This window comes from Streptomyces sp. R41 (assembly GCF_041053055.1).
Lineage (GTDB): Bacteria > Actinomycetota > Actinomycetes > Streptomycetales > Streptomycetaceae > Streptomyces.
Genome location: NZ_CP163443.1, coordinates 7,870,401 through 7,894,382, shown reverse-complemented (window position 1 = coordinate 7,894,382; position 23,982 = coordinate 7,870,401). Strand labels below are relative to the sequence as shown.

Genomic DNA, 23,982 nt, shown 5'->3' with positions numbered 1-23,982 from the left:
TAAGCCAGGGCGACAGAGCCTGCTGCGGAGTCACGAGCGCGTCACCGAGTCACCGCGTCACCGCGTCACCGAGTCACCGAGTCACCGACAACCGTCACCGAGTCACGGATCATCGATAGCTCCGTAACGGTGGGAGCAGACCGTGCGAGGTGGGCCGTTCGTCTGGGTACGCAGCCGTATGTCGGGCCGAACGCCGGGCCGAACGTCCCGAGAGAACACCCACCGATGTCCCGAAATAGCCCGCCGAGCGCCTCTGCATGGCGGCCCCGTACCATTCGTAAAGTTGAAAGCAGGACAGCCTGCTCCATGAACGGACCCGCCTTGCACAACACCCCAGCCCCCGCCTCCTGGCGCATCGCACTGCCGCACACCGCCGCGGCCGTGCCCGTCGCCCGTGCTCTGGTCCGCACCGCGCTGGCCGAGCTGGAGCACGCGGCCGACAGCGACACCGCTGAGCTGCTCACCGCGGAGCTGGTCGCCAACGCCGTGGAGCACACCGCCGGGGACGGTCCCATAGAGCTGGTCGTGGAGCTGATGCCGAGCGGCTGCCAGGTCGAGGTGCACGACCCGGACCCCGCGCCGCCCGGCAATCTCACGGTCCCCCACCCGGCCGGCGAGCCCGACCCCTGGCAGGAGCACGGGCGCGGCCTCCTGCTGATCCGCACCCTCAGCTCGTCCTGCGGCCACCGCCCCACCGACTCCGGCAAGGCGGTCTGGTTCAGACTGCCTGTGGTTCCCGCTCAGCGACGGCCGATGTAGCTGCCGCCCGCGCGGCCAGCCGGGAATGGCGGCGCCCGTAGAGGACGTACACCAGGAATCCGGCCACCAGGAACAGGGCGAACTGGATCCAGGTCGTCCAGCCCGTCTCGTACATCAGATACAGGCAGAAGCCCACGCCGAGCAGCGGTACGACGGGGTAGAGCGGCACCCGGAAGGTGCGGGCGAGGCCCGGCTCCCGGCGGCGCAGCGCGATCACCGCGACATTGACCGCGGCCATGGTGGCGAGCGTGCCGATGGTGCACAGGTTGACCGCGGCGTCGAGCGAGGCGAAGGCCGCAGGGACGGCGAAGACGACCGCGACGATCAAGGTTCCCGCCACCGGCGTCGAGGTCTTCGGCGAGATCTTCTCGAAGACGCGCGGGATGAGTCCGTCACGGGACATCGACATGAGGATGCGGGTCTGCCCGTACATCACCGCGAGGACGACCGAGGCGATGGCGACGACCGCGCCGAAGGCGATGACTCCGCCCCCGACGGTGGAGCCGGTGACCTCGTTGACGACGTACGACAGCGCGGCCGGCTGACCGCCGACCTTGTCCCCGCCGATGGCGCCGATCGCGGCAAGAGCCACGGCGCAGTACAGCAGCGTGACCAGGCCGAGGCAGATCATGATGGCGATCGGGATGTTGCGGCGCGGGTTCTTGGCCTCCTCGCCGGCCGTGGTGATCGCGTCGAAGCCGATGTACGAGAAGAACGCGGCCGTGGTGCCCGCGCCGATGCCGCCGAGTCCGGCCGGCGAGAACGGCGTGAGGTTGCCGTCCTTGAAGGCGCTGAACCCGATCGCGCAGAAGAGCACGAGGATCGCCAGCTTCAGTACGGCCATGGCGGCGGTCGCCCGGGCGCTCTCGCGCACCCCGCGCATGAGCAGGACCGAGGCGAGCGCGATCACGATGACCGCGGGGACGTTGACGACTCCGCCGTCGGCCGGTCCCGAGGAGAGCGCGGCGGGCAGCTGCCAGCCGGTGAGGCTGTCGAGCAGCTCGTTCACGTACTGGCTCCAGCCGACCGCGACGGCCGACACGGAGACGCCGTATTCCAGGAGCAGACACCAGCCGACCAGGAAGGCCGTGCTCTCGCCGAGTCCGGCGTAGGCGAAGGAGTACGAGGATCCCGAGACCGGGATCGCGCCCCCGAGCTCCGCGAACGCGAACGCGGTGAAGACGCAGGTGATCGCCGCGAGGATGAAGGAGACGACCACGGCGGGTCCGGCCTGGGCGACGGAGTCGGACAGACCGACGAAGATTCCGGTGCCGACGATCGCGCCGACGCCGAAACAGACGAGCTGGAACAGGCCCATGGTGCGCTTGAGGCCATGGCCTTCGAGGTCCGTGCCGGATTCGGCGATGAGGAGCTCGGGGGACTTGATACGAGGACTGCGTGGAGCGGGCATGCGGGTGGTGCTCGTTTCTGGTGGTGCGAGTGCGACTGGGTAGGTCGCGCGGCGGCCACGGAAGGGGTGGTTCCGGGCCGCCGGTCAGGATAAGGCCTGCTGGGAGGCGGGTCGGACCGGCAAGGCGTGCCGGTCCGTGGGTCAGGCCGGCAAGGGCCTGCTGGGACGCCGGTCAGACCCGCAAGGCTTGCGCCGGTCCGACCGGCAAGGCTTGCCGGGACGCCGGTCAGGCCAGCGTGGCGACCAGCATCGCCTTGATGGTGTGCAGCCGGTTCTCGGCCTCGTCGAAGACGACCGAGTGCGCCGACTCGAAGACCTCGTCGGTGACCTCGAGGGAGTCCAGGCCGTGGGTCTCGTGGATCTCCCGGCCGACCTTCGTGCCCAGGTCGTGGAAGGCCGGGAGGCAGTGCAGGAATTTCACGTCGGGGTTGCCGGTGGCACGCAGCACGTCCATCGTCACGGCGTACGGGGAGAGCGCACCGATGCGCTCGTCCCACACCTCCTTGGGCTCACCCATGGAGACCCAGACGTCGGTCGCGACGAAGTCGGCGCCGAGGACGCCCTCGGCGACCTGCTCGGTGAGCGTGATGCGGCCGCCGCTCTTCTCGGCGAGTTCGCGGGCCTGCGCGACGATGTCGTCGGCGGGCCAGTACGCCTGCGGGGCGACGATGCGGACGTCCATGCCGAGCAGCGCACCGGTGATCAGATACGAGTTGCCCATGTTGAAGCGGGCGTCGCCGAGGTAGGCGAAGGCGATCTCACCGAGCGGCTTGTCGCAGTGCTCGGTCATCGTGAGCACGTCGGCGAGCATCTGGGTCGGGTGCCAGTCGTCGGTCAGACCGTTGAAGACGGGCACACCGGCGTACGCGGCCAGCTCCTCGACGGAGGCCTGACTGTCGCCCCGGTACTCGATCCCGTCGAACATCCGGCCGAGGACGCGCGCGGTGTCCCTCACGGACTCCTTGTGGCCTATCTGCGAGCCGGACGGGTCCAGATACGTCGTCGAGGCACCCTGGTCCGCCGCCGCGACCTCGAACGCGCAGCGCGTACGCGTGGAGGTCTTCTCGAAGATCAGCGCGATGTTCTTGCCGCGCAGGTACGGGGTCTCGGTCCCGGCCTTCTTGGCCGCCTTGAGCTCGGCGGCCAGCTCGATCAAACCGCGGAACTCCTCTTCCGTGAAGTCCAGCTCCTTGAGGAAGTGGCGTCCGGCGAGGGCGGTCGGGACTGTCGCCATGGGGGCGCTCCAGGGTTACGAAGACGGGGACCTTGGAATTCTATACGATCCTCGGCATTTCTATACGGAGACTATACGGCCTCGCGTTCGACCGGACAGCTCATACAGCGCGGCCCGCCCCGCCCCCGCCCCAGCTCGCTGCCCGGAATCTCGATGACCTCGATGCCCTGCTTGCGCAGATGCGTATTGGTGGTGGAGTTCCGCTCGTACGCGACCACCACTCCCGGCTCGACGGCGAGGACGTTGCACCCGTCGTCCCACTGCTCGCGCTCCGCCGCGTGCACATCCTGGGTGGCGGTGAGGACACGGATCTCACTCAGGCCCAGCGCCGCGGCGATCGCGCGGTGCATGTGCTCCGGGGGGTGGTCGGTGACCTTCAACTCCTTCTCCCCCGCGCCCGGTTCGATGGTGTACGAGCGGAGCATGCCGAGCCCCGCGTACTGGGTGAAGATGTCGCCGTCGACCATCGTCATCACGGTGTCGAGGTGCATGAGGGCCCGCCGCTTGGGCATGTCGAGCGCCACGATCGTGCGCGCCGAACCCGCCGCGAACAGCTTGTGCGCGAGCATCTCGACGGCCTGGGGCGTCGTCCGCTCACTCATGCCGATGAGCACCGCGCCATTGCCGATGACGAGCACGTCACCGCCCTCGATGGTGGACGGGTAGTCCGCCTGCCCCTCCGACCAGAGGTTGAAGGTCTCGTCGCGAAAGAGCGGGTGGTGCCGGTAGATCGCCTCGAAGTGCACGGTCTCGCGCTGCCGGGCAGGCCAGCGCATGGCGTTGATGGAGACCCCGTCGTAGATCCAGGCGGAGGTGTCCCGGGTGAAGAGGTGGTTGGGCAGCGGCCGGAGCAGGAAGTCGTCGAGGTCCATGACGTGGAAGCGCACGGAGGTCGGCTCCGGGTGGGCGTCCAGGAACTCCCGCTTGGTCATGCCGCCGACGAGCACGGACGCCAGTTCCACAGCGGGCAGCGTCTCGAAGGCGGCCCGCAGATGGTCGGTGGCGAGCGGCCCGTACTCCTTCTCGTCGAAGACCCGGTCCAGGACGAGCGATCTGGCCGCCGGGATCTCCAGGGCCTCGGTGAGCAGGTCTCCGAAAAGATGGACGGTGACCCCACGGTCGCGCAGTACGTCGGCGAACCCGTCGTGCTCCGCGCGCGCCCGGCGCACCCACAGCACGTCGTCGAAGAGCAGGGCGTCCTTGTTGCTGGGGGTGAGCCTTTTGAGCTCAAGATCCGGCCGGTGCAGGATGACGCGGCGCAGCCGCCCGGCCTCGGAGTCGACGTGGAATCCCATGCCTCCATCCTGACCATCCGGACGCCTGTTCACCCGCGGATCGCCGGACCTGCACCGCTTTCATTTCGTCCCCTTGACGATAAGTGGGCTCGCCATTATCGTCTTACTGACGACAAGGATGAACGAGGGGTCGCCGGGGCCGCCCGGCGACGAGGGGGTACTCATGGCCGACATCACCCGGCGTCTCGGCTGGCGCCATCTACGCGGGGCGCCGACCGCCCACGTCCGGCACCATCGCTCCGGCCGCCTGGTGCACGACGGCCCCGGACTCAGCTTCTGGTACCGCTCTCTTACCGCCGCGCTGTCCGAAGTCCCGGTCGACGACCGCGAGTTGGCGATGACGTTCCACGCCCGTACGTCCGACTTCCAGGACGTCGCGGTGCAGGCGACGGTCACGTACCGCATCAGCGATCCGGCGATCGCGGCCGCGCGCCTGGACTTCTCCATCGACCCCGACACGGGCGCCTGGCGCGGCGCTCCCCTGGAGCAGCTCTCGACCCTGCTGACCGAGACGGCCCAGCAGCACGCACTGGACGTCCTGGCCCGTACGTCGCTGGCGGCCGCCCTGGTCGACGGGGTCGCGGCGGTACGGGAACGGATCGCGGGCGGGCTCGCCGCCGAGCCCCGGCTGCCCGCGACGGGGATCGAGATGGTGGCCGTACGGGTCGTCGCGCTGCGCCCGGAGCCCGAGGTGGAGCGGGCGCTGCGCACCCCCGCCCGCGAGCAGATCCAGCAGGACGCGGACAAGGCGACGTACGAGCGCCGTGCCGTCGCCGTCGAGCGGGAGCGCGCCATCGCCGAGAACGAACTCGCCAGTCAGATCGAACTGGCCCGGCGCGAGGAGCAGTTGGTCGACCAGCGCGGCACGAACGCTCGGCGCGAGGCGGAGGAGCACGCGGCGGCGGACGCCGTGCGCGCCGGGGCGGAGGCGGCGCGCACGGTCCGCCTCGCGGAGGCGGAGGCCACCCGGTCGCTGCGCCTCGCCGAGGCGGAGGCCACCAGCAAGGTGCGGCTCGCCGGGGCAAAGGCGCAGGCCGCGCGCGAGGTGGGTGCGGCGCGGGCCGAGGCGCAGGCCGCCTGGCTACGGGTCCACGGGGACGTGGACGTCACCACACTGCACGCCCTGACGGGCACGCGGCTGGCGGAGAACCTGCCGCGGATCGAGAGCGTGACGGTGTCGCCGGACGTCCTGACGGGCCTGCTCGCCAAGCTGGGCAATGGAGCTGCCTCCGGGGAACCGGCGTGAGTCTCGCCCCGCGGGTCGTCCTCGTCCATCGCACCACGGAGTACGAGGAGTTGGTGGCCCGGCACGGCACGCACGGACAGGCGGCGTTCTTCCTCTCCTCCCGGGGGCGGGACATCGAGGAGGTGGCCGAGCGGCACCGGCGGGCGCGGGAGGCACTGGCCGAGGTGGTGTCGGCGGTGCCGCTGACCTGGCGTCAGGCACGGGTGGAGCGCGCGGATTTGGACCGTTTCCTGTTCGCGCCGGAGGACGTCGTGGTCGTGGTCGGGCAGGACGGGCTGGTCGCGAACGTGGCCAAGTACCTGACGGGGCAGCCGGTGGTGGGCATCGACACCGATCCCGGGCGCAACCCGGGGGTGCTGGTGCGGCACCGCCCCAAGGACGCGGGCGCGCTGCTCGCCGCGGCGCACGGGGGCCGGGCCGACGAGCTGACCATGGTCGAGGCGGTCGCGGACGACACGCAACGGCTGGTCGCGCTCAACGAGATCTACCTCGGAGCCGCGGGCCATCAGACGGCCCGCTATCGGCTGGGGCTCGACGAGTACGGGGGTGCCGTCGAGCCCCAGGCCTCCTCCGGGGTCCTGGTCGGCACCGGGACGGGGGCCAGCGGCTGGCTCCGCTCCGTGTGGCAGGAGCGGGGAGCCGCACTGCCGCTGCCGGGTCCCACGGACGAACGCCTCCTCTGGTTCGTCCGCGAGGCCTGGCCGTCGCCTGCCACCGGAACGTCCCTCGTGGCCGGCGTACTCGCCTCCTCCGCCCGGCTGTCCCTCACCGTCGAGTCGGACCGGCTCATCGCCTTCGGGGACGGGATGGAGGGGGACGCGGTGGAGCTGGTGTGGGGGCAGACGGTGCGGGTGGGGGTGGGGGGGGTGCGGTTGCGGTTGGTGGGGTGACGGGGGTGGGTTTTTCGCCCCCTCCGCCCCTACCCGTCCCGACCAGCCTTTCGGCTGCGGCTGCGTGGGGGTTGCTCGCGCAGTTCCCCGCGCCCCTTTAGGGGCGCGGGGAACTGCGCAATCTCTTTTGAGCGGGGGTCTGGGGGCGCAGCCCCCAGGGACGGGACGGGTAGGGGCGGAGGGGGCGAAAAAACTCACAGCCTCGGGTCCACCGGCTCCGATTCCAGCGCCAGTACCCCGAACACGGCCTCGTGCACCCGCCACAACGGCTCGCCCTCCGCGAGCCGGTCCAGCGCTTCGAGCCCCAGCGCGTACTCCCGAATCGCAAGCGACCGCTTGTGGTTCAGGAACCGCCCCCGCAGCCGCGCGAGGTTCTCGGGACGCGTGTATTCCGGGCCGTAGATGATCCGCAGGTACTCACGCCCCCGGCACTTGATGCCGGGCTGCACAAGACGCCCCTGCGGACCGCGCACCACCGCGCCGACCGGCTTGACGACCATGCCCTCGCCCCCGCGGCCCGTCATCTCCAGCCACCAGTCGACGCCGGCCCGCACCGACTCGGGGTCACCGATGTCGACGAAGAGCCGCCGGGTGGTCTGCAGCAGGCCGCTCCCGTCGTGCTCCACGAGCCGGTCGATCAGCGCGAGCTGTTCGTCGTGCGGAAGGGCGGCGAGGCTCCGGCCCTGGACGGCGAGGATCTGGAAAGGTGCCAGTCGGACACCGTCCAGGCCCTCCGTGGTCCAGCAGTAGCGCCGGTAGGCGTCCGTGAACGCCTCGGCGTCCGCGGCGCGTTCACGCTGCCGCGCCAGCAGGTCCCGTACGTCGACCCCGCGCTCCGCCGCCCCTTCGAGCGCGGCGAGCGCCCCCGGGAACACGGCTCCGGACGCGGCACCGACCGCCGCGTACTGACTGCGCAGCAGCCCGGACGCCTTCAGCGACCACGGCAGCAACTCGGCGTCCAGCAGCAGCCAGTCGGTCTCGAGTTCCTTCCACAGTCCCGCCTCGGTCGCGGCGGCGCGCAGCCGGCCGAGGATCTCCTCGGTGACGGCGGCGTCGTCGAAGAAGGGACGGCCGGTGCGGGTGTAGAGCGACCCCGTGGGACCGTCCACACCGAAGCGCTCGCGCGCCACTCCCGCGTCCCGGCAGACCAGCGCCACCGCCCGCGAGCCCATGTGCTTCTCCTCGCACACGACCCGGGCGACCCCGTCCTCCTTGTACTGCGCGAAGGCTTCGGCGGGGTGCTCCAAGTAGCCCTCGATGTGCGAGGTCGCGGTCGGTGCCATGGTCGGCGGCAGGTACGGCAGCAGCCGCGGGTCCACGGCGAAGCGGCTCATGACCTCCAGGGCCGCCGCCGCGTTCTCCTCGCGGACGGACACGCGTCCGGCGTGCCGCGTCTCGACGACCCGCCGGCCGTGCACGTCCGCGAGGTCGAGCGGCCGCCCCTCGTGGCCGCCGGGCGCCTCGGAGGCGAGCGGCTTCGTCGGCTCGTACCAGACCTGCTCGGCCGGTACGTCGACGAGCTCGCGCTCCGGCCAGCGCAGCGCGGTGAGCTTGCCGCCGAAGACGGCACCGGTGTCGAGGCAGATGGTGTTGTTCAGCCAGGTGGCCGTCGGGACCGGGGTGTGACCGTAGACGACGGCCGCGCGGCCCCGGTACTCCTCCGCCCACGGATAGCGCACCGGCAGCCCGAACTCGTCCGTCTCGCCGGTCGTGTCGCCGTACAGCGCGTGCGAGCGCACCCGCCCTGAGGTCCGCCCGTGGTACTTCTCGGGCAGACCGGCGTGGCAGACGACGAGCTTGCCCCCGTCGAGCACGTAGTGACTGACGAGTCCGTCGAGGAACTCCCGCACCTGCTGCTTGAACTCCTCGCTCTCCCCGTCCATCTGCTCGATCGTCTCGGCGAGGCCGTGCGTGTGCTGGACCTTGCGGCCCTTGAGGTAACGCCCGTACTTGTTCTCGTGGTTGCCCGGCACGCACAGGGCGTTGCCCGAGCCGACCATGGACATCACCCGGCGCAGTACGCCCGGGGTGTCCGGGCCGCGGTCGACGAGGTCGCCGACGAAGACGGCCGTACGGCCCTGCGGGTGCGCCCCGTCCACGTAACCGAGCTTGCCGAGCAGGGTCTCCAGCTCCGAGGCGCAGCCGTGGATGTCGCCGATGATGTCGAAGGGACCGGTGAGGTGCGTCAGGTCGTTGAACCGCTTCTCGGTCCTGACCTCGGCGCTCTCGATCTCCTCCACGCCCCGCAGGACGTGCACCTTTCTGAACCCCTCGCGCTCCAAGTGCCGCAGGGAGCGGCGGAGTTCGCGGATGTGGCGCTGGATGACGCGGCGCGGCATGTCGGCGCGGTCGGTGCGGGCGGCGTTGCGCTCGGCGCACACCTCCTCCGGCACGTCCAGCACGATCGCGATGGGCAACACGTCGTACTTCTTGGCGAGTTCGATCAGCTGGCGGCGGCTCTCCTGCTGAACGCTGGTGGCATCCACGACCGTTCGCCGGCCCGCCGCGAGCCGCTTGCCCGCGATGTAGTGCAGTACGTCGAAGGCGTCTTTGCTGACGCTCTGGTCGTTCTCGTCGTCGGCGACCAGGCCGCGGCAGAAGTCGGACGAGATCACCTCGGTCGGCTTGAAGTGCTTGCGGGCGAAGGTGGACTTGCCCGAGCCGGACGCGCCGATCAGCACCACGAGGGAAAGGTCGGTCACGGGCAGGGTGCGCGCCTTGGCGTGCGTCTCGTTCGTCATGCGGCCTTCTCCTCCTTCGGGGTGGTGAGTGTGAAAGTGGCCATCTGCGTGGGCGGGCCCACCTCGGGGTCTTCGGGTCCGACGGGCGTGAACTCCACGTCGTACCCGTGCCGTTCGGCGACCGTCCCCGCCCAGCTCCGGAACTCCTCCCGCGTCCATTCGAAGCGGTGGTCGCCGTGCCGGGAGTGTCCGGCCGGGAGGGTCTCCCAGCGGACGTTGTACTCGACGTTCGGCGTCGTCACGAGGACCGTCCTGGGGCGGGCGGAGCCGAACACCGCGTACTCCAGGGCCGGCAGCCGGGGCAGGTCGAGGTGCTCGACGACCTCGCTGAGCACGGCGGCGTCGTACCCCTTGAGGCGCTTGTCGGTGTAGGCGAGCGAGCCCTGGAAGAGCTGTACGCGCGATGCCTGCCGCTCGCCCATGCGGTCCAGCTTGAGCCGCCGCGAAGCGATGGTGAGCGCGCGCATCGACACGTCGACACCGACGATCTCGGTGAACCTCGTGTCCTTGAGCAGCGCCTGCACCAACTGGCCCTGTCCGCAGCCGAGATCGAGGACACGGCCCGCGCCGGACGCCTGCAGCGCGGCGAGGATCGCGTCCCGCCGCTGCACGGCGAGCGGCACCGGCTTCTCCTCGGTGTCCGTCTCCTCGTCGACCGCGTTGTCGATCTCCTCGACCTCGGTGTCGTCGGCCTCGGCCAGCCGTACGAGCTCCAGTCGCTCCATCGCCTCGCGGGTCAGCGACCAGCGGCGCGAGAGATACCGGCTGGTGATCAGCTTCTGCTCCGGGTGGTCCGGCAGCCAGCCCTCACCGGCCCGCAGCAGCTTGTCGACCTCGTCGGACGACACCCAGTAGTGCTTGGCGTCGTCGAGCACCGGGAGGAGCACGTAGAGGTGGCGCAGGGCCTCGGCGAGCGTGCGGTCCGCGGACTCCAGCACGAGGCGCACGTAGCGCGAGTCGCCCCACTCCGGGAACTCGCTGTCCAGCGCCACTGCCTCGGCCGTCACCGTCCATCCGAGCGGTTCGAACAGCGCCCGCACGAGGTCGGCGCCGCCGCGGGCGGGCAGCGCGGGCACCTCGATCCGCAGCGGCCTGGTCCGCTCCGGCAGTTCGGGCCTCGCGGTGCACTGGCCCTTCATCGCGCTGGAGAACACGGCGCTCAGCGCCACGGCGAGCAGGGAGGAGGCCGCGTACGGCCGGTCGTTGACGTACTGCGCGAGCGCGGCGTCGGGCGCCCCGCCGCGGCCCTTGCCCTTGCCGCGCCGGACCAGCGCCACCGCGTCGACCTCGAGCAGCAGCGCGGCCGTGCACCGCTCGACGGACGCCTCTGGGTAGAGGACGTGCGCCGTACCGTAGGAGGTCGAGAACGCCTGCGCCTTGTCGGGGTGCTTGTGCAGCAGAAAGCCGAGGTCGGTCGCGGGGCGCTCCGGGGTACCGGTGGTACTGATCGTCAGGAACACAGTGGGTCTGCCTCGAAACGTCTTCTGAGCTGTGGATACATGCCGTGCGGCAACGCCGTGCACATCGCGTGCACACACACCGGGAACCGGTGAACCACAGCGAAGGGAGAACGCGCCCGGGCGATCACTGCTCCAGGCGCTTCCTCGCCCTCGTAGCGGTGCGTACGCCGCGCCGCGGTCAGCCCCCCGCGCGGCGCCCCTTCTTCGGCGCGCCTGCACAACGTACAGCGAACACCCTGGGCATACTCAGGCATTTTTTCCACCGCGGCTCGCGCTCGCCTCAGTCGGCGCCGGGTTGGACGAGGTCGTACTTCGGCCGACAGGCGCAGGCTCTCAGGCGAGGGCGAGGAAGAGCTTCTCGAGTTCCGCCTCGGTCATGGGGGGAGTGTCCTCATCGGCGGTCGCCATGCATTGGCGCATACCGCTGGCGACGATCTTGAAGCCGGCCCGGTCCAGGGCCCGGGACACGGCGGCGAGTTGGGTGACCACGTCCTTGCAGTCGCGGCCGGCCTCGATCATGGCGATGACGCCGGCGAGCTGCCCCTGGGCACGGCGCAGGCGGTTGAGGATGGCGGTGCTGGCTTCCTCGTCGACGGACATGGCCATGAGTGGTCCTCCTGGTGGGTTCTTCCTTGCGTCATGGTACCCCCTGGGGTATCGGTGGCCCCGAGCCGAGCCCGGGGCCACCGATCATCGGGGTGATCCGTGGAGCCGGGTCAGTCGTGCGAGAACGTGATGTCGGGCAGCACCTTGTGCAGCCACGCGGGGGTCCACCAGGCGGCGCGCCCGGTCAGACGGAGCAGGACGGGCAGCAGCACGAGCCGTACCAGGGCGGCGTCCAGGAGCACCACCAGGCCGAGGATGATGCCCATCTCCTTGGGCGGCAGCGGCCCCGACAGCGCGAAGGTGAAGAAGACGGCGACCATGACGGCCGCCGCGGCGAAGATGACGCGCCCGGAGTGGGCCAGCGCGCCCACCATGGCCTTGCGTGGGTCGCCGGTCCTTTCGTACTGCTCCTTCGCCGAGGACAGCAGGAAGACCGTGTAGTCCATGGCGATCGCGAAGATCATGGCGAAGAAGAAGACCGGTCCCCAGCCGTCCATGAACCCCTGCGGGGTGAAACCGAGCAGGCTCGCGCCGTGCCCGTCCTGGAAGATCAGCCGGGCGGCACCGAAGGCGGCCCCCGTCGCGAGCAGGTTGGTGACGGTCCCGAGCAGTGCGACCAGAGGGGCCTGCAGCGCGACGAGCAGCAGCAGGAACCCCAGAGCGAGAATCGTGCCGATGACGAGAGGGGTCTTCTCGTCCAGAACACTCTGCAGGTCGAGGTTCTCCACCGCGGCACCACCGACCAGGGCCCGGTCCGGCAGGTCGTCGCGGAGTTGCTCGACGGTGGTGGAGAGGGCGGCGTCCGAGGGGTCCACCGTGGGGATCGCCTGGATGAGGACGAGCCCGGAGTCGTCCGTCGCGCTCTGGGCGGGCATCACGGCAGCGATGCCGGGGTTGTCCTTCAGTACGGCGGTGGTGGACTCGCTCTCGGAGGCGGGGGCGATGATCTGCAGCGTGCCGGCCGCGCCGTCGCCGAACGCCTCCTGTACGGCGGTGTAGCCGGCGTGCGAGGAGGAGTCGTCCGGTACGACGTCGATGGACGGCATGGCGACCTTCAGGCCGACGATCGGCACGGCCAGCGTCACGAGCACGACCAGGGCGGGGATGCCGTACCGCAGCGGGTGGGCCCACAGCCGTTCGCCCCAGGAGCCGAAGCGCGGTGACCCGCCGACGGGTTCGGTCTTGCCCCGACGCCAGGGCAAAGCACCGGAGTTGACCTTGGTGCCGAGCTTGCCGAGCACGGCGGGCAGCAGGGTGAGGGTGGCGGCCAGGACGAAGGCGACGGCGAGCATGATGCCCAGCGCCATGGTCCGGAAGGCCGGCGAGGGCACGAGCAGGACGACCCCGAGACTGGCCACGACCGTGACCCCGGAGAGCAGGACGGCCTTGCCCGCGGTGTCCATCGTCTCGCCCACCGCCCGCCGGGCGTCGCCGTGCCGGGCGAGGGCAGCCCGGAAACGTACGACGAGGAACAGCGCGTAGTCGATGCCCAGCGCGAGGGCGAACATCATCGCGAAGTTCATCGCCCAGATCGACACGGGCGTGACGTGATCGAGCAGGACGAGAGTCCCGGCGGAGGCGGCGAGTCCCGCCACGGTGAGCAGGAGCGGGAGTCCGGCGGCGACCAGTGTGCCGAAGGCCAGCACGAGGATGCCGAGCGTGACCGGCCAGGACAGCATCTCGGACTTCATCATCGCGTCATGGCTGGCGGTGTTGAAGTCGCTCCACATCATGGAGGAGCCCGTGGCGCTCACCTGGATGTCGTCGGTCGACAGTGCGGTCAGCGGGTCCTTGAGGGCTTCGGCGGCCTTGACCATCTCGTTGGTGCCGGCACCCGCGCCGCCCAGGATGATCGCCGTCCTGCCGTCGCGGCTGATGGTGGACCCGGGCTGCGGGGCGACGACTTCGGAGATGTCCGGATCGGCCTTCAGCAGCGCGGTCGCCTCGCCGATGACGTCCTGCACGGCCGAATCGGTGACCGGCCGGTCGGCCTTGACGACGACCTGCAGGGCGGCGGAAGAGTTGCCGCCGAAGTGCTTCCGCGCGAGCTCGCGTACGGCGACGGAGTCGGACCCGTCGGCCTGCCAGCCCGCCCCCGCCAGCGCGGAGGTCGCCGAGGGGGCGAGCGCGCCGAGCCCCGCGACCAGGGCCAGCCAGATCACCGCGACCAGCCGTAGATGGGCGGCGGACCACAGGCCCAGACGGCCGAGGAGGCCGGGCGGGGAGCCCCCGGAGGCGGTGGGTTCCGTGGCCGCGCGCGGGGCGGCGACCCTGTCGGTGCTGGTCATGGAGGACTCCTTCATGGATCCCTGATATACCCCTGGGGGTATTGATGAAGTCATGCGAAGAGATACCCCCGCCCGTATAGGTGGGGGTACGCGGAAGCCAGGCGGGTGAGGCGTCAGGCGACGGTGCCGGGCATGCCGCGCCCGTCCACCACCGGCAGCCCGGCCTGCCGCCAGGCAGTCATTCCGCCCCTGACGTCGACGACGTCCACCCCACGCCCGGCCAGCGCCTTGGCCGCCTGGCGGGAACGGTGCCCACCGCGACAGATCGCCACGACCGGCCTGCCCTGCGCCGCCCTCGGCAGCGAGGCCCCGGCCAGCAGGCTGCCCAGCGGCAGATGGACGGCGGCCGGAGCATGCCCGGCCTGCCACTCCGACTTCTCTCGTACGTCGAGCAGGACCGCGTCACTCTCGTTCGTACGGGCATGGGCCCCGGCGGGGGACAGGCGGCCGGGGCCGCCGCGCAGGAAACCGAACATCACGCAGCACTCCACTACTGGGGTCGGGGAACCGGGTCGGGGAACAGCGAGGAAGAGGGAGCGAAGTAGATGCGCTTTCCTCTCCAGGTCAGATACCAGGGGGGGTATCCATTCACTGAAGCAGCGTATACCCCCACCCGTATTACGCCAAGCCGACCCGGCCCCATGGTCGGGGCCACAGCGACAGAGCCCCAGGCCTCCGGAAACGGAGACCTGGGGCCACGGAGGGAAGGAGCCCTCAGGACGACAGGGACGCGAGCCAGTCGGTCAGGAGCCGGTTGATCTCCGCCGGACGCTCCTGCTGGATCCAGTGGCCGCAGGCGTCCAGGACGTGGGAGGAGACCAGGCCGGGGAGGGTGGTGGGGTAGGCCTTGATCGCGTCGGCCATCCATGTGGTGGAGGCGTCCAGGCCGCCGCCGATGAAGAGGGACGGCTGGGTGATGGGCGCGCCGTCGAAGTCGGCGAGGTCTGCCCAGTCCCGGTCCATGTTCCGGTAGCGGTTGAGCGGCCCGGTCATGCCGGTCCGCTCGAACTCCTCGGCGTAGACGTCGAGATCCTTCTCACTGAGCCAGGCGGGCAACGGGCCGGCGGGGAACCGGTCGCGGAGCGTCCCGCCCCGGCCGACGAAGTGCGGGTCGGGCGCGCCGGGTTGGGGCATCGTGTCGGCGGAGAGGGCGGCGTAGAAGCCGGCGATCCAGCCGCGCACGTCGGGCTCGATCTCGGCCTCGGCGCGGCCGGGCTGCTGGAAGTAGGAGACGTAGAACTCGTCTCCCCCGCCCCCGCTCATCCGCGCGAAGACCTCGCTGGGCCGCGGTCCACCACGCGGGGCGTAGGGCACGCTGAGCAGTCCCACGGCGCGGAAGACGTCCGGTCGGACCAGGGCCGAGTGGGCGGCGATGGTCGACCCCCAGTCGTGCCCGACGATCACCGCCTGTCGCTCGCCGAGGGCCCGCACCACCGCCGCGTTGTCCTCGACCAGTTCGAGCATGCGGTACGCGTCCGTGGCATCGGGCTTGGACGAACGGCCGTAACCGCGCACGTCGACGGCGACCGCGCGGTACCCGGCCGCGGCCAGTGCCGGCAGCTGATGGCGCCAGGAGTACCAGGACTCCGGGAACCCGTGCACGAGCAGCACCAGCGGCCCCGTGCCCTGCTCCACGAGGTGGATCCGGCCCGCGGGCGCGGAGACCAGCCGGTGGGTGACGTCCGCGGTCTGCTGCGACATGAAACCTCCACGGTTCGCTGACTGTCCTGGGCCGAGATCGATTCCCGATCCTGTGACACTCGCGCGGTCCTCGCGAGACTTGTTGCCGGTTCGGCAAATCGGCTCCGTGGTGACCGGCCCGCATACGAGGACAGGTGAAGTGCCCTGGTACGAGGACGACGCCCGCCCCGAGGATGATGGCCGGTATGCGCATCCGTATCGACGCCGTCGACCTGCCCGGACTCACCTGCCCGGCCCCCGCCGACGGCAACGTCCCCGCGTACGACAACGTCCACGTCGCCGTCCAACGCCGCGACCGTCCGGCCGAACTCCTCGAACCACAACCCGGCGACGCCGCGTCCGCCTCCTGGACCCTGGAGTGCACCGCGACCACCACGCCGTCCGGTACCGATGTGAAAGGCCCCTACGTACAGGACCGTCTGGGCCGCCGGTTCATCTACCTGTCGTGGGGCACGGTCGACGAGTCCGGCACCTTCACGATGTTCCGCCGTGCCAAGCTCATGCTCGACTCCGTCCCCGACGAGGTGCTCGCCGCGGCGGCACGCGACGGCCTGCTGGTCGGACGCCTCGGCCTGACCGACGCATGCGGCAACCCGCTCTGCGCGCGGGTCGATCCCCCACGGATCACCTGGACCGCCGAGCCTGCCGAGCCCGCCGCCTAAGGCGCCTCGCGTACCCCGACCCGAAGTCGGGCCATGGTTGCGGATGTGCCAGCGGTTCAAGGTGGGGCGGCAGTTGTGACCGGTGCATGATGGATACATGGATCTTCGAGTCTTCACAGAACCGCAGCAAGGCGCGACCTACGAGACGCTGCTCCGCGTCGCCAAGGCCGCTGAAGACCTCAACTACGGAGCCTTTTTCCGCTCGGACCATTACTTGCACATGGGATCCGTCAGCGGCCTCCCCGGGCCCACCGACGCATGGATCACACTTGCCGGCCTCGCCCGTGAGACCCGCCGGATCCGCCTCGGCACCCTGATGACCGCCGGGACCTTCCGGCTGCCAGGTGTCCTCGCGATCCAGGTCGCGCAGGTCGACCAGATGTCGGGCGGGCGCGTGGAGCTCGGTCTCGGGTCCGGCTGGTACGAGACCGAACACGAGGCGTACGGCATTCCGTTCCCGAAGGAGAAGTTCGGCCGGCTGGAAGAACAGCTCGCCGTCGTCACCGGTCTGTGGACCACGCCCGTCGGCGAGCGGTTCACCTTCGACGGGAAGTACTACCAGCTCAAGGACTCGCCCGCGCTGCCGAAGCCCGCGCAGTCGAAGGTGCCCGTCCTCATCGGCGGACATGGAGCCAAGCGGACCCCGGCGCTCGCGGCGCGGTACGCCGACGAGTTCAACATCCCCTTCGCGTCCATCGCGGACACGGAGCAGCAGTTCGCCCGGGTGCGCGCGGCGGCCGAGCAGGCAGGGCGCAAGGGGGACGAGCTGGTGTACTCCAACGCGCTGGTCGTCTGTGTCGGGAAGACCGATGCCGATGTGAAGCGTCGGGCCGATGCCATCGGGCGTGACGTCGAGGAGTTGAAGGCGAACGGGCTCGCGGGCTCGCCCGCGGAAGTCGTCGAGCGGATCGCTCAGTACGAGGCCGTTGGATCGCAGCGCATGTATCTCCAGATGCTGGACCTCGACGACCTGGACCACCTGGAGTTGATCGCGTCCGAAGTGATGCCCCAGCTCGGATAAGGGCCCGACCCCCGCTCAACTCCGTCGTCCCGCCGGGGACTTGGGCCCTTGGGTCCCCGGTCGGGTGAAAATCCGTCAACCCGGTGTGTGGGGCCGGTCCGCGCCAGTGACTCGGGTCGGTGGTGATCGTTGGCTCGGGCGGAGCCGGACCGCCCGGCACCCGTCGCCGGCGGTCGCCGGGGCGTCACCCTCGTCAGTGGCTCCCTTCGTGGGGGGGGCCGAGGAGGCCGTCGTGTCCCAGGAAGCCGTGCCGCAGCAGGGCTCGTCCGCACCGCCGAAGGGGTTGCTCCAGCAGATGGAGGAGCTGATGGCTGCGCTCAACGCGGATCTGTCCCAGTTGGACGCGGATCTTTCGGGCGGTCGGCCCCGGGCGTCGGACGAGGCGGACCACGGCTGAGGTCCACGAGGGGTTCCCGCCTCCTCCGCCCCTACCCGTCCCGTACCTGGGGCTCCGCCCCGGACACCTCGGTGGATCTTCTGCTGCGAGTGGGCGGGGACCTGGTCGCGCAGTTCCCCTCGCCCCTGACGGGCGCAGTCACGAGCGCGCAACGCTGTACAAACAGCTATCCCGCCGCCGAATCCCGTTCCACCACCCTCTTCTGGTCTCGCACCGCCAGCCGTCTCAGCATCTCCAGCACCCGGTCCCGGGATTCGTCCGCAGCGTCGATGGCCTCCATGCACTGCCAGTACGTCCCCTCGTCGTCCGCCGCGCAGGCGATCCCGACGAGGGCGATGCCGACCTCGCCGAGGAGACCGCCGAGGCACAGCAGCGCCTCACGGGCGTCGCCCAACTCGGTGAGCTGGGCGGCGCGTAAGGCACCGACACCGAGGGCGGGGGTGTCGAGGACTCCGCAGCCCCGGCCCGCCAGCTCGGTCAGGCCGAGGGCCTCGCCCCGGAGTTCAGGGGGTCCGGAGACGGCGAAGCGGCTGCCTATCGCCTGGGCCAGGGACTGTGCCTGCCACGCTTCCGCCATCACCTCCGGGGTGTCACCGCTCTCCGCCAGGGCACGCCTGCTCGCCACGATGAGCCGCACCGCCTCCATGCGCTGCCCCCGTCTGTCCCGACGCGCTCGCCGCACGTCCGCCCGAACTCCCTTGTCCACTACCCAGAGTGAAGGCCGATGGGACGAAAAGCCAGAGGAAGCCCGAAATCTGTGGACACGGAATTGGACGTGGACAACTCACTGACTCCATAGAGTGACGAACCTGGCCGCTCCTCAACCGGTGGCGGGCCCCTTACGACCCCTCATGGCCTCTCAAGGCCCCTCCGGCGGCGGAAACCTCCGCTCGTTCCGGTCGATCTTCGCGTCGAGCGCGGCGAGCGGGTCGATGCCGAGCACCTCGCACAGCTGGAGCAGATACGCCAGGACGTCCGCGACCTCGTCGGTGACGCGGTGGGCGGTGTCCGCGTCGTCCATGACCCGGGCGGACTCCTCCGGCGTCAACCACTGGAAGATCTCGACCAGTTCGGACGCCTCCACGCTCAGCGCGGCGACCAGGTTCTTGGGGGTGTGGTACGGCTGCCAGTTCCGCGCGGCCGCGAACTCGGCCAGTCTGCGCTGCAGCTTCGCTACGTCCAGTTCTGTCACGGCTAAAGGTCTACCACCGCCCAGTTCTGTCACGGCTGAAGATCTACCGCCGTGACCCCGGCCACCCCGCAGGCCCAGGAGGCATCGCTCACCGCACCCACCAGCCGGATGTGCCCGCGCTCGCACATCCGCGCCGCCAGCCGCACCAACTCCCCCGCCTGCCGTGCGTCCAGGCAGCGGTCGAAGCCGTCGGCAAGGACGGTCAGCGACTGGAGCGCCGCGGGGACCTCTCCCGCCTGGTCGACCTCCAGCACGCCGGGCCCGGTGAGCAGTACCAGGGCCAGCGCGAGATACCGCAACTCGCCGTCTCCGAGCAGCCCGAGGTGCGTACGCACGCCGTCGCCGCGGTCGAGGACCGCGCGGATCGTGCCGTCGCCGAGCGGCTCGGCCAGTACGTCCGCGACCGGGCCCGCGCATCCGGCCCCTGCCGCCGCGACCAGGTGCGCGTAGCGGTGCCCGCACTCCGACCTCGTACGCCAGAGCACTTCGGCCAGGTTGTCGCAGCCGCGCAGCAGGCGGCCCGAGCCGACCGGGGCGGGCGCGCGCATGTGGCGCGGGCCCGGGTCGCAGGCGTAGACGGAGCGCAGCGCGAGGACCATCTGCTCGGCGGCGGCGAGGACTTGGCGTTCGCCGTCCGTGCGGCCCGCGACGCGCAGGGGCAGCAGGGCGGTGCCGAGGCGGTCGTCGGGGAGCGGGCCACGGGTCACCGCGGACGGGCCCGCCGTGTGCCAGGCCGCCTGCACGACGGGGCGGCCCGGATCGCGCAACGCCGTCTCCAGCAGGGTCTGCCCGCCCGCCGTCAACCGCTCGCCCACGATGCGCAGTTCGGGCTCGGCCTGTACGGCGATGTCGAGCCGCACGGGGCCCTCGGGACCGTCGACCGTGCAGCCGATGCGGAACCCGCGCCGGTGCTGGGCGTCGGGCCGGGCCCGTTCCGGCACGCAGCTGACCGGGTCCGGGAACACCTCTTCGAGCTCGGCGCCGCTGCCGAGCCGCGCCAGGGCCTCGTACGCCCGCAGTGCGACGGTCTTGCCGCTGCCGCTCGGTCCGGTGATGAGGGTGAGCGGTCCGAGCGGGAACCGGACGCGGCGGTGCGTGGCGAAGGCGGCGAGCCGCAGCTCGGTGACGCCCGGGCGATCGGGGCGCGCATGCGCCGCCGCGGGGGCCTCCGGGGATGACAGGGTCATATCCGGACGGTAGGCCTCCGTCGCCAGGCGAACCGTTCCACCTGGGAGACCTTCCTACGATCGAGGGACCGCGCCGCCCGCCCACGGGTCCGGAACCCGTCGTACGGCCGCCGGCTCGGTCACGCGATCAGACCCCGGGAACCCCGGCCCCCTCCATCAGCCCCCGCACCTCGGTCCCCGGCGGCGTCAGCAGGAACACGTTCCGGTCGACCCGGTGCATGCCGCTCGCCAGTCCGAAGACCACACCCGTGCTGAAGTCCAGGACCCGCTTGGCGACCTCGGTCTCCGCGCCGGTCAGGTCGAGCAGCACGGGGATGCCCGCCATCAGCGTCTCGGCGACCTCGCGGGCGTCCGCGAAGACATTGACCCGCAGGACCACGAAGCGGCGGCGGGCCTCGGTCGCGGCCTCGGGTATCGACCGGTGGTCGACCGCCGACGGCCACGCGTCCCGGCCCCGCAACGGAACGACCTGGGCGAGTCCCTCCCACTGTTCGTCGGTGACGTCGCGACTGTTCACTGGACGTCCCATCTGCCGCCCACCGCCACCCTTGAACGAGGCGCTCCGCGCCACACCTCTTGTTGCTGGCTCGCACTCGTTGTCTGCACCGGGCAATTCTTACGCATGGTCACCCGTTCGGCCCAACAGCGACACGGTCCGCGACGCGGTCGTGGGAGCGCCGACTACGGCAAACTGCACATAGTCGATCAAACTGGCCACCCCTCACCGCAATCGAGGCCTCCCCCATGAGCCTGAGCATCCGTAACCAGCTCCCCGGCACCGTCACCTCCGTCACTCCGGGCGAGGTGATGGCGACGGTGAAGGTCCGTCTCGGCGGCGGCCAGGAGATCACCGCGGCCGTCACCGTGGAGGCCGTGGAGGACCTGGGTCTGACTACGGGGTCCACCGTCCGCGCCCTGGTCAAGTCGACGGAGGTGTCCCTGGCCACCGGCCCGGTGGACGGGGTGAGCATCCGCAACCAGCTGCCGGGCACGGTCACCGACGTCACCACCGGCGGAGCCATGGCCCGCGTCAAGGTCGAGGTCGCGGGCGGTGAGCTGACCTCCGCGATCACCAAGGACGCGGCCGTGGAGCTCGGACTGGCCGCCGGTTCCCAGGTCGTGGCGCTCGTCAAGTCCACCGAGGTGTCCCTGTCCAACGCGTGAGACGCGGGGATGGACGGTCGCGCTTCTTACCTGCCTCACACCGGACTCTTCACGTCCTGCCGCGCGCCGCTCACCTGCACGAATTAGCGTCTGGAGCCGTGTACTTGGCAGAAACCAGGCTGTCGCCCAGCGGTCGGCAGGCCCCCTCGAAGGCCTCGCCCGACGGGGCGCCCGCGCAGTGGCACCCGGACGAGGCGCCCGCTCAGTGGCACCGTGTCCTGACCCTGCTCGCCGACATCAGCCTCTTCATCGGCACCCGCCCCTTGTGGGCGCAGGCCGCGAGCCATCGTCTCGTCGTGGCCGCGATCGTCTCGCTCTGCTACGCCTCGATCCTCGTGACGGGCGTCCTGACCCTGGTCGTACGCCGGGGCCGTTCGCTGGCCCGGCTCGACCTGTGCGTCCTGGTGACCGCGGTGACGCTCGCCGTGTGCGGGTACGCCATGTACCACAGCGGCAGTGACGAGTCGGTCCTCACCACGCAGGCCGCCCACGAGTTCCTCGCCGGGCACCAGGTCTACGGGCGGCCGTGGCCGTGGCTCTTCGGTCACGGCGTCGCCCTCACCGCGACGATGAACGGCGGCTACGACTACACGTACGGCTACCCGCCGCTGACCCTGATGCTCACCGCGCCGCTGCTCTGGATCGGCCCCGGCTCGGCCGCGGCGATCATGGTCAGCACCGGGGCGCTGATCCTGGGCGCGATCGTGATGTGGCGGATGCTGCCGGTGCAGTGGCGTTCCGCCGCCACTCTGGTCTGCCTCGGCTTCGGTCTGCTGCCCGCGTACGCCCGGCTCGGCTATCCGGCGATCGTCGCCTGCGCCCTGCTCATCCCGGTGGTGACGGGCTGGCCGCGGATGGGCGGCGGCGGCCGGGGCGACTGGGTGCGGGCGGCATGCCTGGGAGCGGCCTGCGCGGCCCAGCAACTGCCCTGGTTCCTCACACCGTTCCTGCTGGCCGGGGTCTACGCGCTGCGCCGCGGTGAGCTGGGCCCGCGCGCCGCCGCGGTCGCCGTGGGCCGGATCGTCGGCGTGGCCGCCACGACCTGGCTGCTGATCAACGCGTACTTCATCGTGAGCGAGCCCCGCTCGTGGATCTCCGGCATCGCGCTCCCGCTCACCCAGAAGGCGAACATCCACGGCCAGGGCCTGGTCGGCCTCGCGCTCTACTTCACCGACGGCAGCGACCGGCTGTCCTGGTATTCCCGCGCGAGTCTGCTGCTGGCCGCGGGGCTGCTGGGCCTCTTCGTCCTGTTCGTCCGGCGGCTGGGACCGGCGGCGACGGTGCTGCCCTGGTGCGCGTTCTATGTGGCGACGCGCTCGCAGGACGGCTACTACCTGCTGATGACCCCGCTGTGGCTGGCCGCGGCCGTCACCGCACCCTGGCAGTCCTTCACCACCGCGTGGCAGCCCCGCCCCGCCTTCCTGCGCGGCCCGCACAAGCGGGGCGCCCGGGTGGCCGCGGCCGCGCTCCTGCTGGCCCCGACCGCGGCGGCGGTGACCCTGGCGGTCACGGGGTCACCGCCCCTTCGTATGGACGTCGTCGGCGCCCGCCGCGCCACCGGAGCGGTCAGCGAACTCACCGTCCGCGTCACCAACCTCGGCGGCGCGGCCCTGACTCCCCACTTCACTCTGACCACGGGCCAGGGCATGAGCCGCTACTGGTCCATCGTGGCCGGCCCCGCCACGCTCCCGGGCCATGGCTCGGCCAGCTACCGACTTCGGCCGCCCGACGGCAAGTTCACCCTCCCGAAAGCGGGCACCCGCATCCGGGTGCGAGCCGTCTCGGCGACACCGATGACCCTCTCGAGCACCGACGTCCACCTGTCGGACCTCCGTCCCTGACGGTGCGGTGGTCGAGCCGCGGGCAGGGGTGCATGCTGGAATACCCCATCGCACGACTGTCGCCAACTCCCCGGGACTGTGAGGCACTTCGATGGCTGACTTCTCCGGCAGGGCAGGGGCCGCGTTCGTCGCGGGTGGCACGGGCGGCATCGGCGCGGCGATCGTGCGGATGCTGGCCGAGCGGGGCAGCGACGTGGCGTTCACCTATCGCGCCCATCAGGCCGCGGCCGACTCGCTCGCCGGTGAGGTCAAGGAGTGCGGGCGTCAAGTCCTGGCTCTACGGCTCGACTTGAGCGACGATCAGGCCACGGCGGAGGCCGTGGCGGAGGCCGACTCGACGTTCGGCGGTATCCACACCCTCGTGTACGCGGCGGGCCCGCATGTGCCGATGGTGCATCTGAGCAAGGTCACTCCGAGCCAGTACCGCGCCCAACTCGACGCCGACGCGGGAGCGTTCTTCAACCTGGTCCATCCCACGCTGCCCCGGCTGCGGGAGAGCCGGGGCAGCATCGTCGCCGTCACCACCGTGGCCACCCGGCGCTTCCCGGTCCGCGACGGGCTCTCCTCGGGCACGAAGGGGGCGGTCGAGGCGGTCGCGCGAGCGCTGGCCGCGGAAGAAGGCCGGTACGGGGTCCGCGTGAACTGCGTCGGCCCCGGCATGCTGACCGACGGCATCGCCGCACGCCTGATCACGTCCGGGGAGTTGGACGAGGCGGCGCTGGACATCACCCGGCGCAATATCCCGCTGCGCCGCTTCGGCGACGCGACGGACATCGCGGAAGCCGTCGCGTTCCTGGCCTCGGACCGCGCGGGCTTCATCACCGGGCAGGCGCTGGGGGTCGATGGGGGTTACAGCGTTTGACGGTTCACGGGGCGATCCGGCGTCC

At 70.9% G+C, this 23,982-nt stretch carries 22 protein-coding genes; 9 read left to right on the top strand and 13 right to left on the bottom strand.

Annotation, left to right across the window (positions count from 1 at the left end):
• The first annotated feature begins 306 nt into the window (after nucleotides 1-306).
• Nucleotides 307-759 carry an ATP-binding protein gene (locus tag AB5J53_RS35975; RefSeq protein WP_369249766.1) on the top strand — a complete coding sequence of 151 codons (453 nt, stop codon included), beginning with the start codon at nucleotides 307-309 and terminating at the stop codon, nucleotides 757-759.
• Here the strand turns inward: AB5J53_RS35975 and AB5J53_RS35970 are convergent.
• From AB5J53_RS35970 to AB5J53_RS35960, 3 genes are all read right to left on the bottom strand, one after another.
• A complete protein-coding gene (locus AB5J53_RS35970; RefSeq protein ID WP_369249765.1) occupies nucleotides 719-2,170 on the bottom strand; it encodes an amino acid permease in 1,452 nt (483 codons plus the stop codon). The two genes, AB5J53_RS35975 and AB5J53_RS35970, sit on opposite strands and share 41 nt — an antisense overlap.
• 226 nt (nucleotides 2,171-2,396) lie before the next feature.
• Nucleotides 2,397-3,404, bottom strand: coding sequence for an ornithine carbamoyltransferase (gene argF, locus AB5J53_RS35965; RefSeq protein WP_369249764.1), 1,008 nt, complete (start codon nucleotides 3,402-3,404; stop codon nucleotides 2,397-2,399).
• A 71-nt stretch (nucleotides 3,405-3,475) separates the two neighbouring features.
• Complete coding sequence (locus tag AB5J53_RS35960) at nucleotides 3,476-4,699, bottom strand: arginine deiminase (RefSeq protein ID WP_369249763.1); 1,224 nt, start codon at nucleotides 4,697-4,699, stop codon at nucleotides 3,476-3,478.
• Between the two features lie 163 nt (nucleotides 4,700-4,862).
• Here AB5J53_RS35960 and AB5J53_RS35955 point away from each other — a divergent pair, with 163 nt between their 5' ends.
• Nucleotides 4,863-5,945, top strand: a complete 1,083-nt coding sequence (locus tag AB5J53_RS35955; RefSeq protein WP_369249762.1) for an SPFH domain-containing protein — start codon at nucleotides 4,863-4,865, stop codon at nucleotides 5,943-5,945.
• Entirely contained in the window at nucleotides 5,942-6,835 is an 894-nt protein-coding gene (locus AB5J53_RS35950) for a hypothetical protein (RefSeq protein WP_369249761.1), read from the top strand. Before AB5J53_RS35955 ends, AB5J53_RS35950 begins: the two co-directional genes overlap by 4 nt.
• A 194-nt stretch (nucleotides 6,836-7,029) precedes the next feature.
• Here AB5J53_RS35950 and AB5J53_RS35945 read toward each other — a convergent pair whose 3' ends face one another.
• The 6 genes from AB5J53_RS35945 to AB5J53_RS35920 all read right to left on the bottom strand — a co-directional run bounded on the left by AB5J53_RS35945 (nucleotide 7,030) and on the right by AB5J53_RS35920 (nucleotide 15,631).
• Complete coding sequence (locus AB5J53_RS35945; protein WP_369249760.1) at nucleotides 7,030-9,576, bottom strand: polynucleotide kinase-phosphatase; 2,547 nt, start codon at nucleotides 9,574-9,576, stop codon at nucleotides 7,030-7,032.
• The gene (locus tag AB5J53_RS35940; protein ID WP_369249759.1) at nucleotides 9,573-11,036 is read right to left on the bottom strand and encodes a 3' terminal RNA ribose 2'-O-methyltransferase Hen1; all 1,464 of its coding nucleotides are present in this window, start codon (nucleotides 11,034-11,036) and stop codon (nucleotides 9,573-9,575) included. Before AB5J53_RS35940 ends, AB5J53_RS35945 begins: the two co-directional genes overlap by 4 nt.
• A gap of 333 nt (nucleotides 11,037-11,369) precedes the next feature.
• Nucleotides 11,370-11,636: a metal-sensitive transcriptional regulator gene (locus AB5J53_RS35935; RefSeq protein ID WP_369252666.1), complete on the bottom strand. Its 267-nt coding sequence runs from the start codon at nucleotides 11,634-11,636 to the stop codon at nucleotides 11,370-11,372.
• A 116-nt stretch (nucleotides 11,637-11,752) separates the two neighbouring features.
• A complete protein-coding gene (locus tag AB5J53_RS35930) occupies nucleotides 11,753-13,930 on the bottom strand; it encodes an MMPL family transporter (protein ID WP_369249758.1) in 2,178 nt (725 codons plus the stop codon).
• Nucleotides 13,931-14,043: 113 nt separating this feature from the next.
• Complete coding sequence (locus AB5J53_RS35925; protein WP_369252664.1) at nucleotides 14,044-14,406, bottom strand: rhodanese-like domain-containing protein; 363 nt, start codon at nucleotides 14,404-14,406, stop codon at nucleotides 14,044-14,046.
• 238 nt (nucleotides 14,407-14,644) lie between these two features.
• Nucleotides 14,645-15,631 carry an alpha/beta fold hydrolase gene (locus AB5J53_RS35920; RefSeq protein WP_369249757.1) on the bottom strand — a complete coding sequence of 329 codons (987 nt, stop codon included), beginning with the start codon at nucleotides 15,629-15,631 and terminating at the stop codon, nucleotides 14,645-14,647.
• Nucleotides 15,632-15,816: 185 nt separating this feature from the next.
• Here AB5J53_RS35920 and AB5J53_RS35915 point away from each other — a divergent pair, with 185 nt between their 5' ends.
• The 3 genes from AB5J53_RS35915 (at nucleotide 15,817) to AB5J53_RS35905 (ending at nucleotide 17,711) form a co-directional block, all read left to right on the top strand.
• Nucleotides 15,817-16,293 carry a DUF5990 family protein gene (locus AB5J53_RS35915; RefSeq protein ID WP_369249756.1) on the top strand — a complete coding sequence of 159 codons (477 nt, stop codon included), beginning with the start codon at nucleotides 15,817-15,819 and terminating at the stop codon, nucleotides 16,291-16,293.
• A 97-nt stretch (nucleotides 16,294-16,390) separates the two neighbouring features.
• Nucleotides 16,391-17,314: an LLM class F420-dependent oxidoreductase gene (locus tag AB5J53_RS35910; RefSeq protein ID WP_369249755.1), complete on the top strand. Its 924-nt coding sequence runs from the start codon at nucleotides 16,391-16,393 to the stop codon at nucleotides 17,312-17,314.
• Between the two features lie 232 nt (nucleotides 17,315-17,546).
• Nucleotides 17,547-17,711 (top strand): hypothetical protein, encoded by a 165-nt coding sequence (locus AB5J53_RS35905; protein WP_369249754.1) that lies wholly within the window; start codon nucleotides 17,547-17,549, stop codon nucleotides 17,709-17,711.
• Nucleotides 17,712-17,877: 166 nt separating this feature from the next.
• On the opposite strand, the gene AB5J53_RS35900 is transcribed toward AB5J53_RS35905, so the two are convergent.
• The 4 genes from AB5J53_RS35900 to AB5J53_RS35885 all read right to left on the bottom strand — a co-directional run bounded on the left by AB5J53_RS35900 (nucleotide 17,878) and on the right by AB5J53_RS35885 (nucleotide 20,619).
• Nucleotides 17,878-18,357 carry a DUF6099 family protein gene (locus AB5J53_RS35900; protein ID WP_369252662.1) on the bottom strand — a complete coding sequence of 160 codons (480 nt, stop codon included), beginning with the start codon at nucleotides 18,355-18,357 and terminating at the stop codon, nucleotides 17,878-17,880.
• A gap of 213 nt (nucleotides 18,358-18,570) precedes the next feature.
• Nucleotides 18,571-18,903 (bottom strand): nucleotide pyrophosphohydrolase, encoded by a 333-nt coding sequence (locus AB5J53_RS35895; RefSeq protein WP_369249753.1) that lies wholly within the window; start codon nucleotides 18,901-18,903, stop codon nucleotides 18,571-18,573.
• 29 nt (nucleotides 18,904-18,932) lie between these two features.
• Nucleotides 18,933-20,090: an ATP-binding protein gene (locus AB5J53_RS35890; protein ID WP_369249752.1), complete on the bottom strand. Its 1,158-nt coding sequence runs from the start codon at nucleotides 20,088-20,090 to the stop codon at nucleotides 18,933-18,935.
• Between the two features lie 127 nt (nucleotides 20,091-20,217).
• Nucleotides 20,218-20,619: a cell division protein SepF gene (locus AB5J53_RS35885; protein WP_369249751.1), complete on the bottom strand. Its 402-nt coding sequence runs from the start codon at nucleotides 20,617-20,619 to the stop codon at nucleotides 20,218-20,220.
• Nucleotides 20,620-20,834: 215 nt separating this feature from the next.
• Here AB5J53_RS35885 and AB5J53_RS35880 point away from each other — a divergent pair, with 215 nt between their 5' ends.
• The 3 genes from AB5J53_RS35880 (at nucleotide 20,835) to AB5J53_RS35870 (ending at nucleotide 23,957) form a co-directional block, all read left to right on the top strand.
• On the top strand, nucleotides 20,835-21,254 hold the full coding sequence (locus tag AB5J53_RS35880) for a molybdopterin-binding protein (RefSeq protein WP_369249750.1): 420 nt from the start codon (nucleotides 20,835-20,837) through the stop codon (nucleotides 21,252-21,254).
• A 98-nt stretch (nucleotides 21,255-21,352) separates the two neighbouring features.
• Nucleotides 21,353-23,095 carry a hypothetical protein gene (locus AB5J53_RS35875; RefSeq protein WP_369249749.1) on the top strand — a complete coding sequence of 581 codons (1,743 nt, stop codon included), beginning with the start codon at nucleotides 21,353-21,355 and terminating at the stop codon, nucleotides 23,093-23,095.
• Between the two features lie 91 nt (nucleotides 23,096-23,186).
• Nucleotides 23,187-23,957, top strand: coding sequence for an SDR family NAD(P)-dependent oxidoreductase (locus AB5J53_RS35870; protein WP_369249748.1), 771 nt, complete (start codon nucleotides 23,187-23,189; stop codon nucleotides 23,955-23,957).
• Nucleotides 23,958-23,982: the final 25 nt, after the last annotated feature.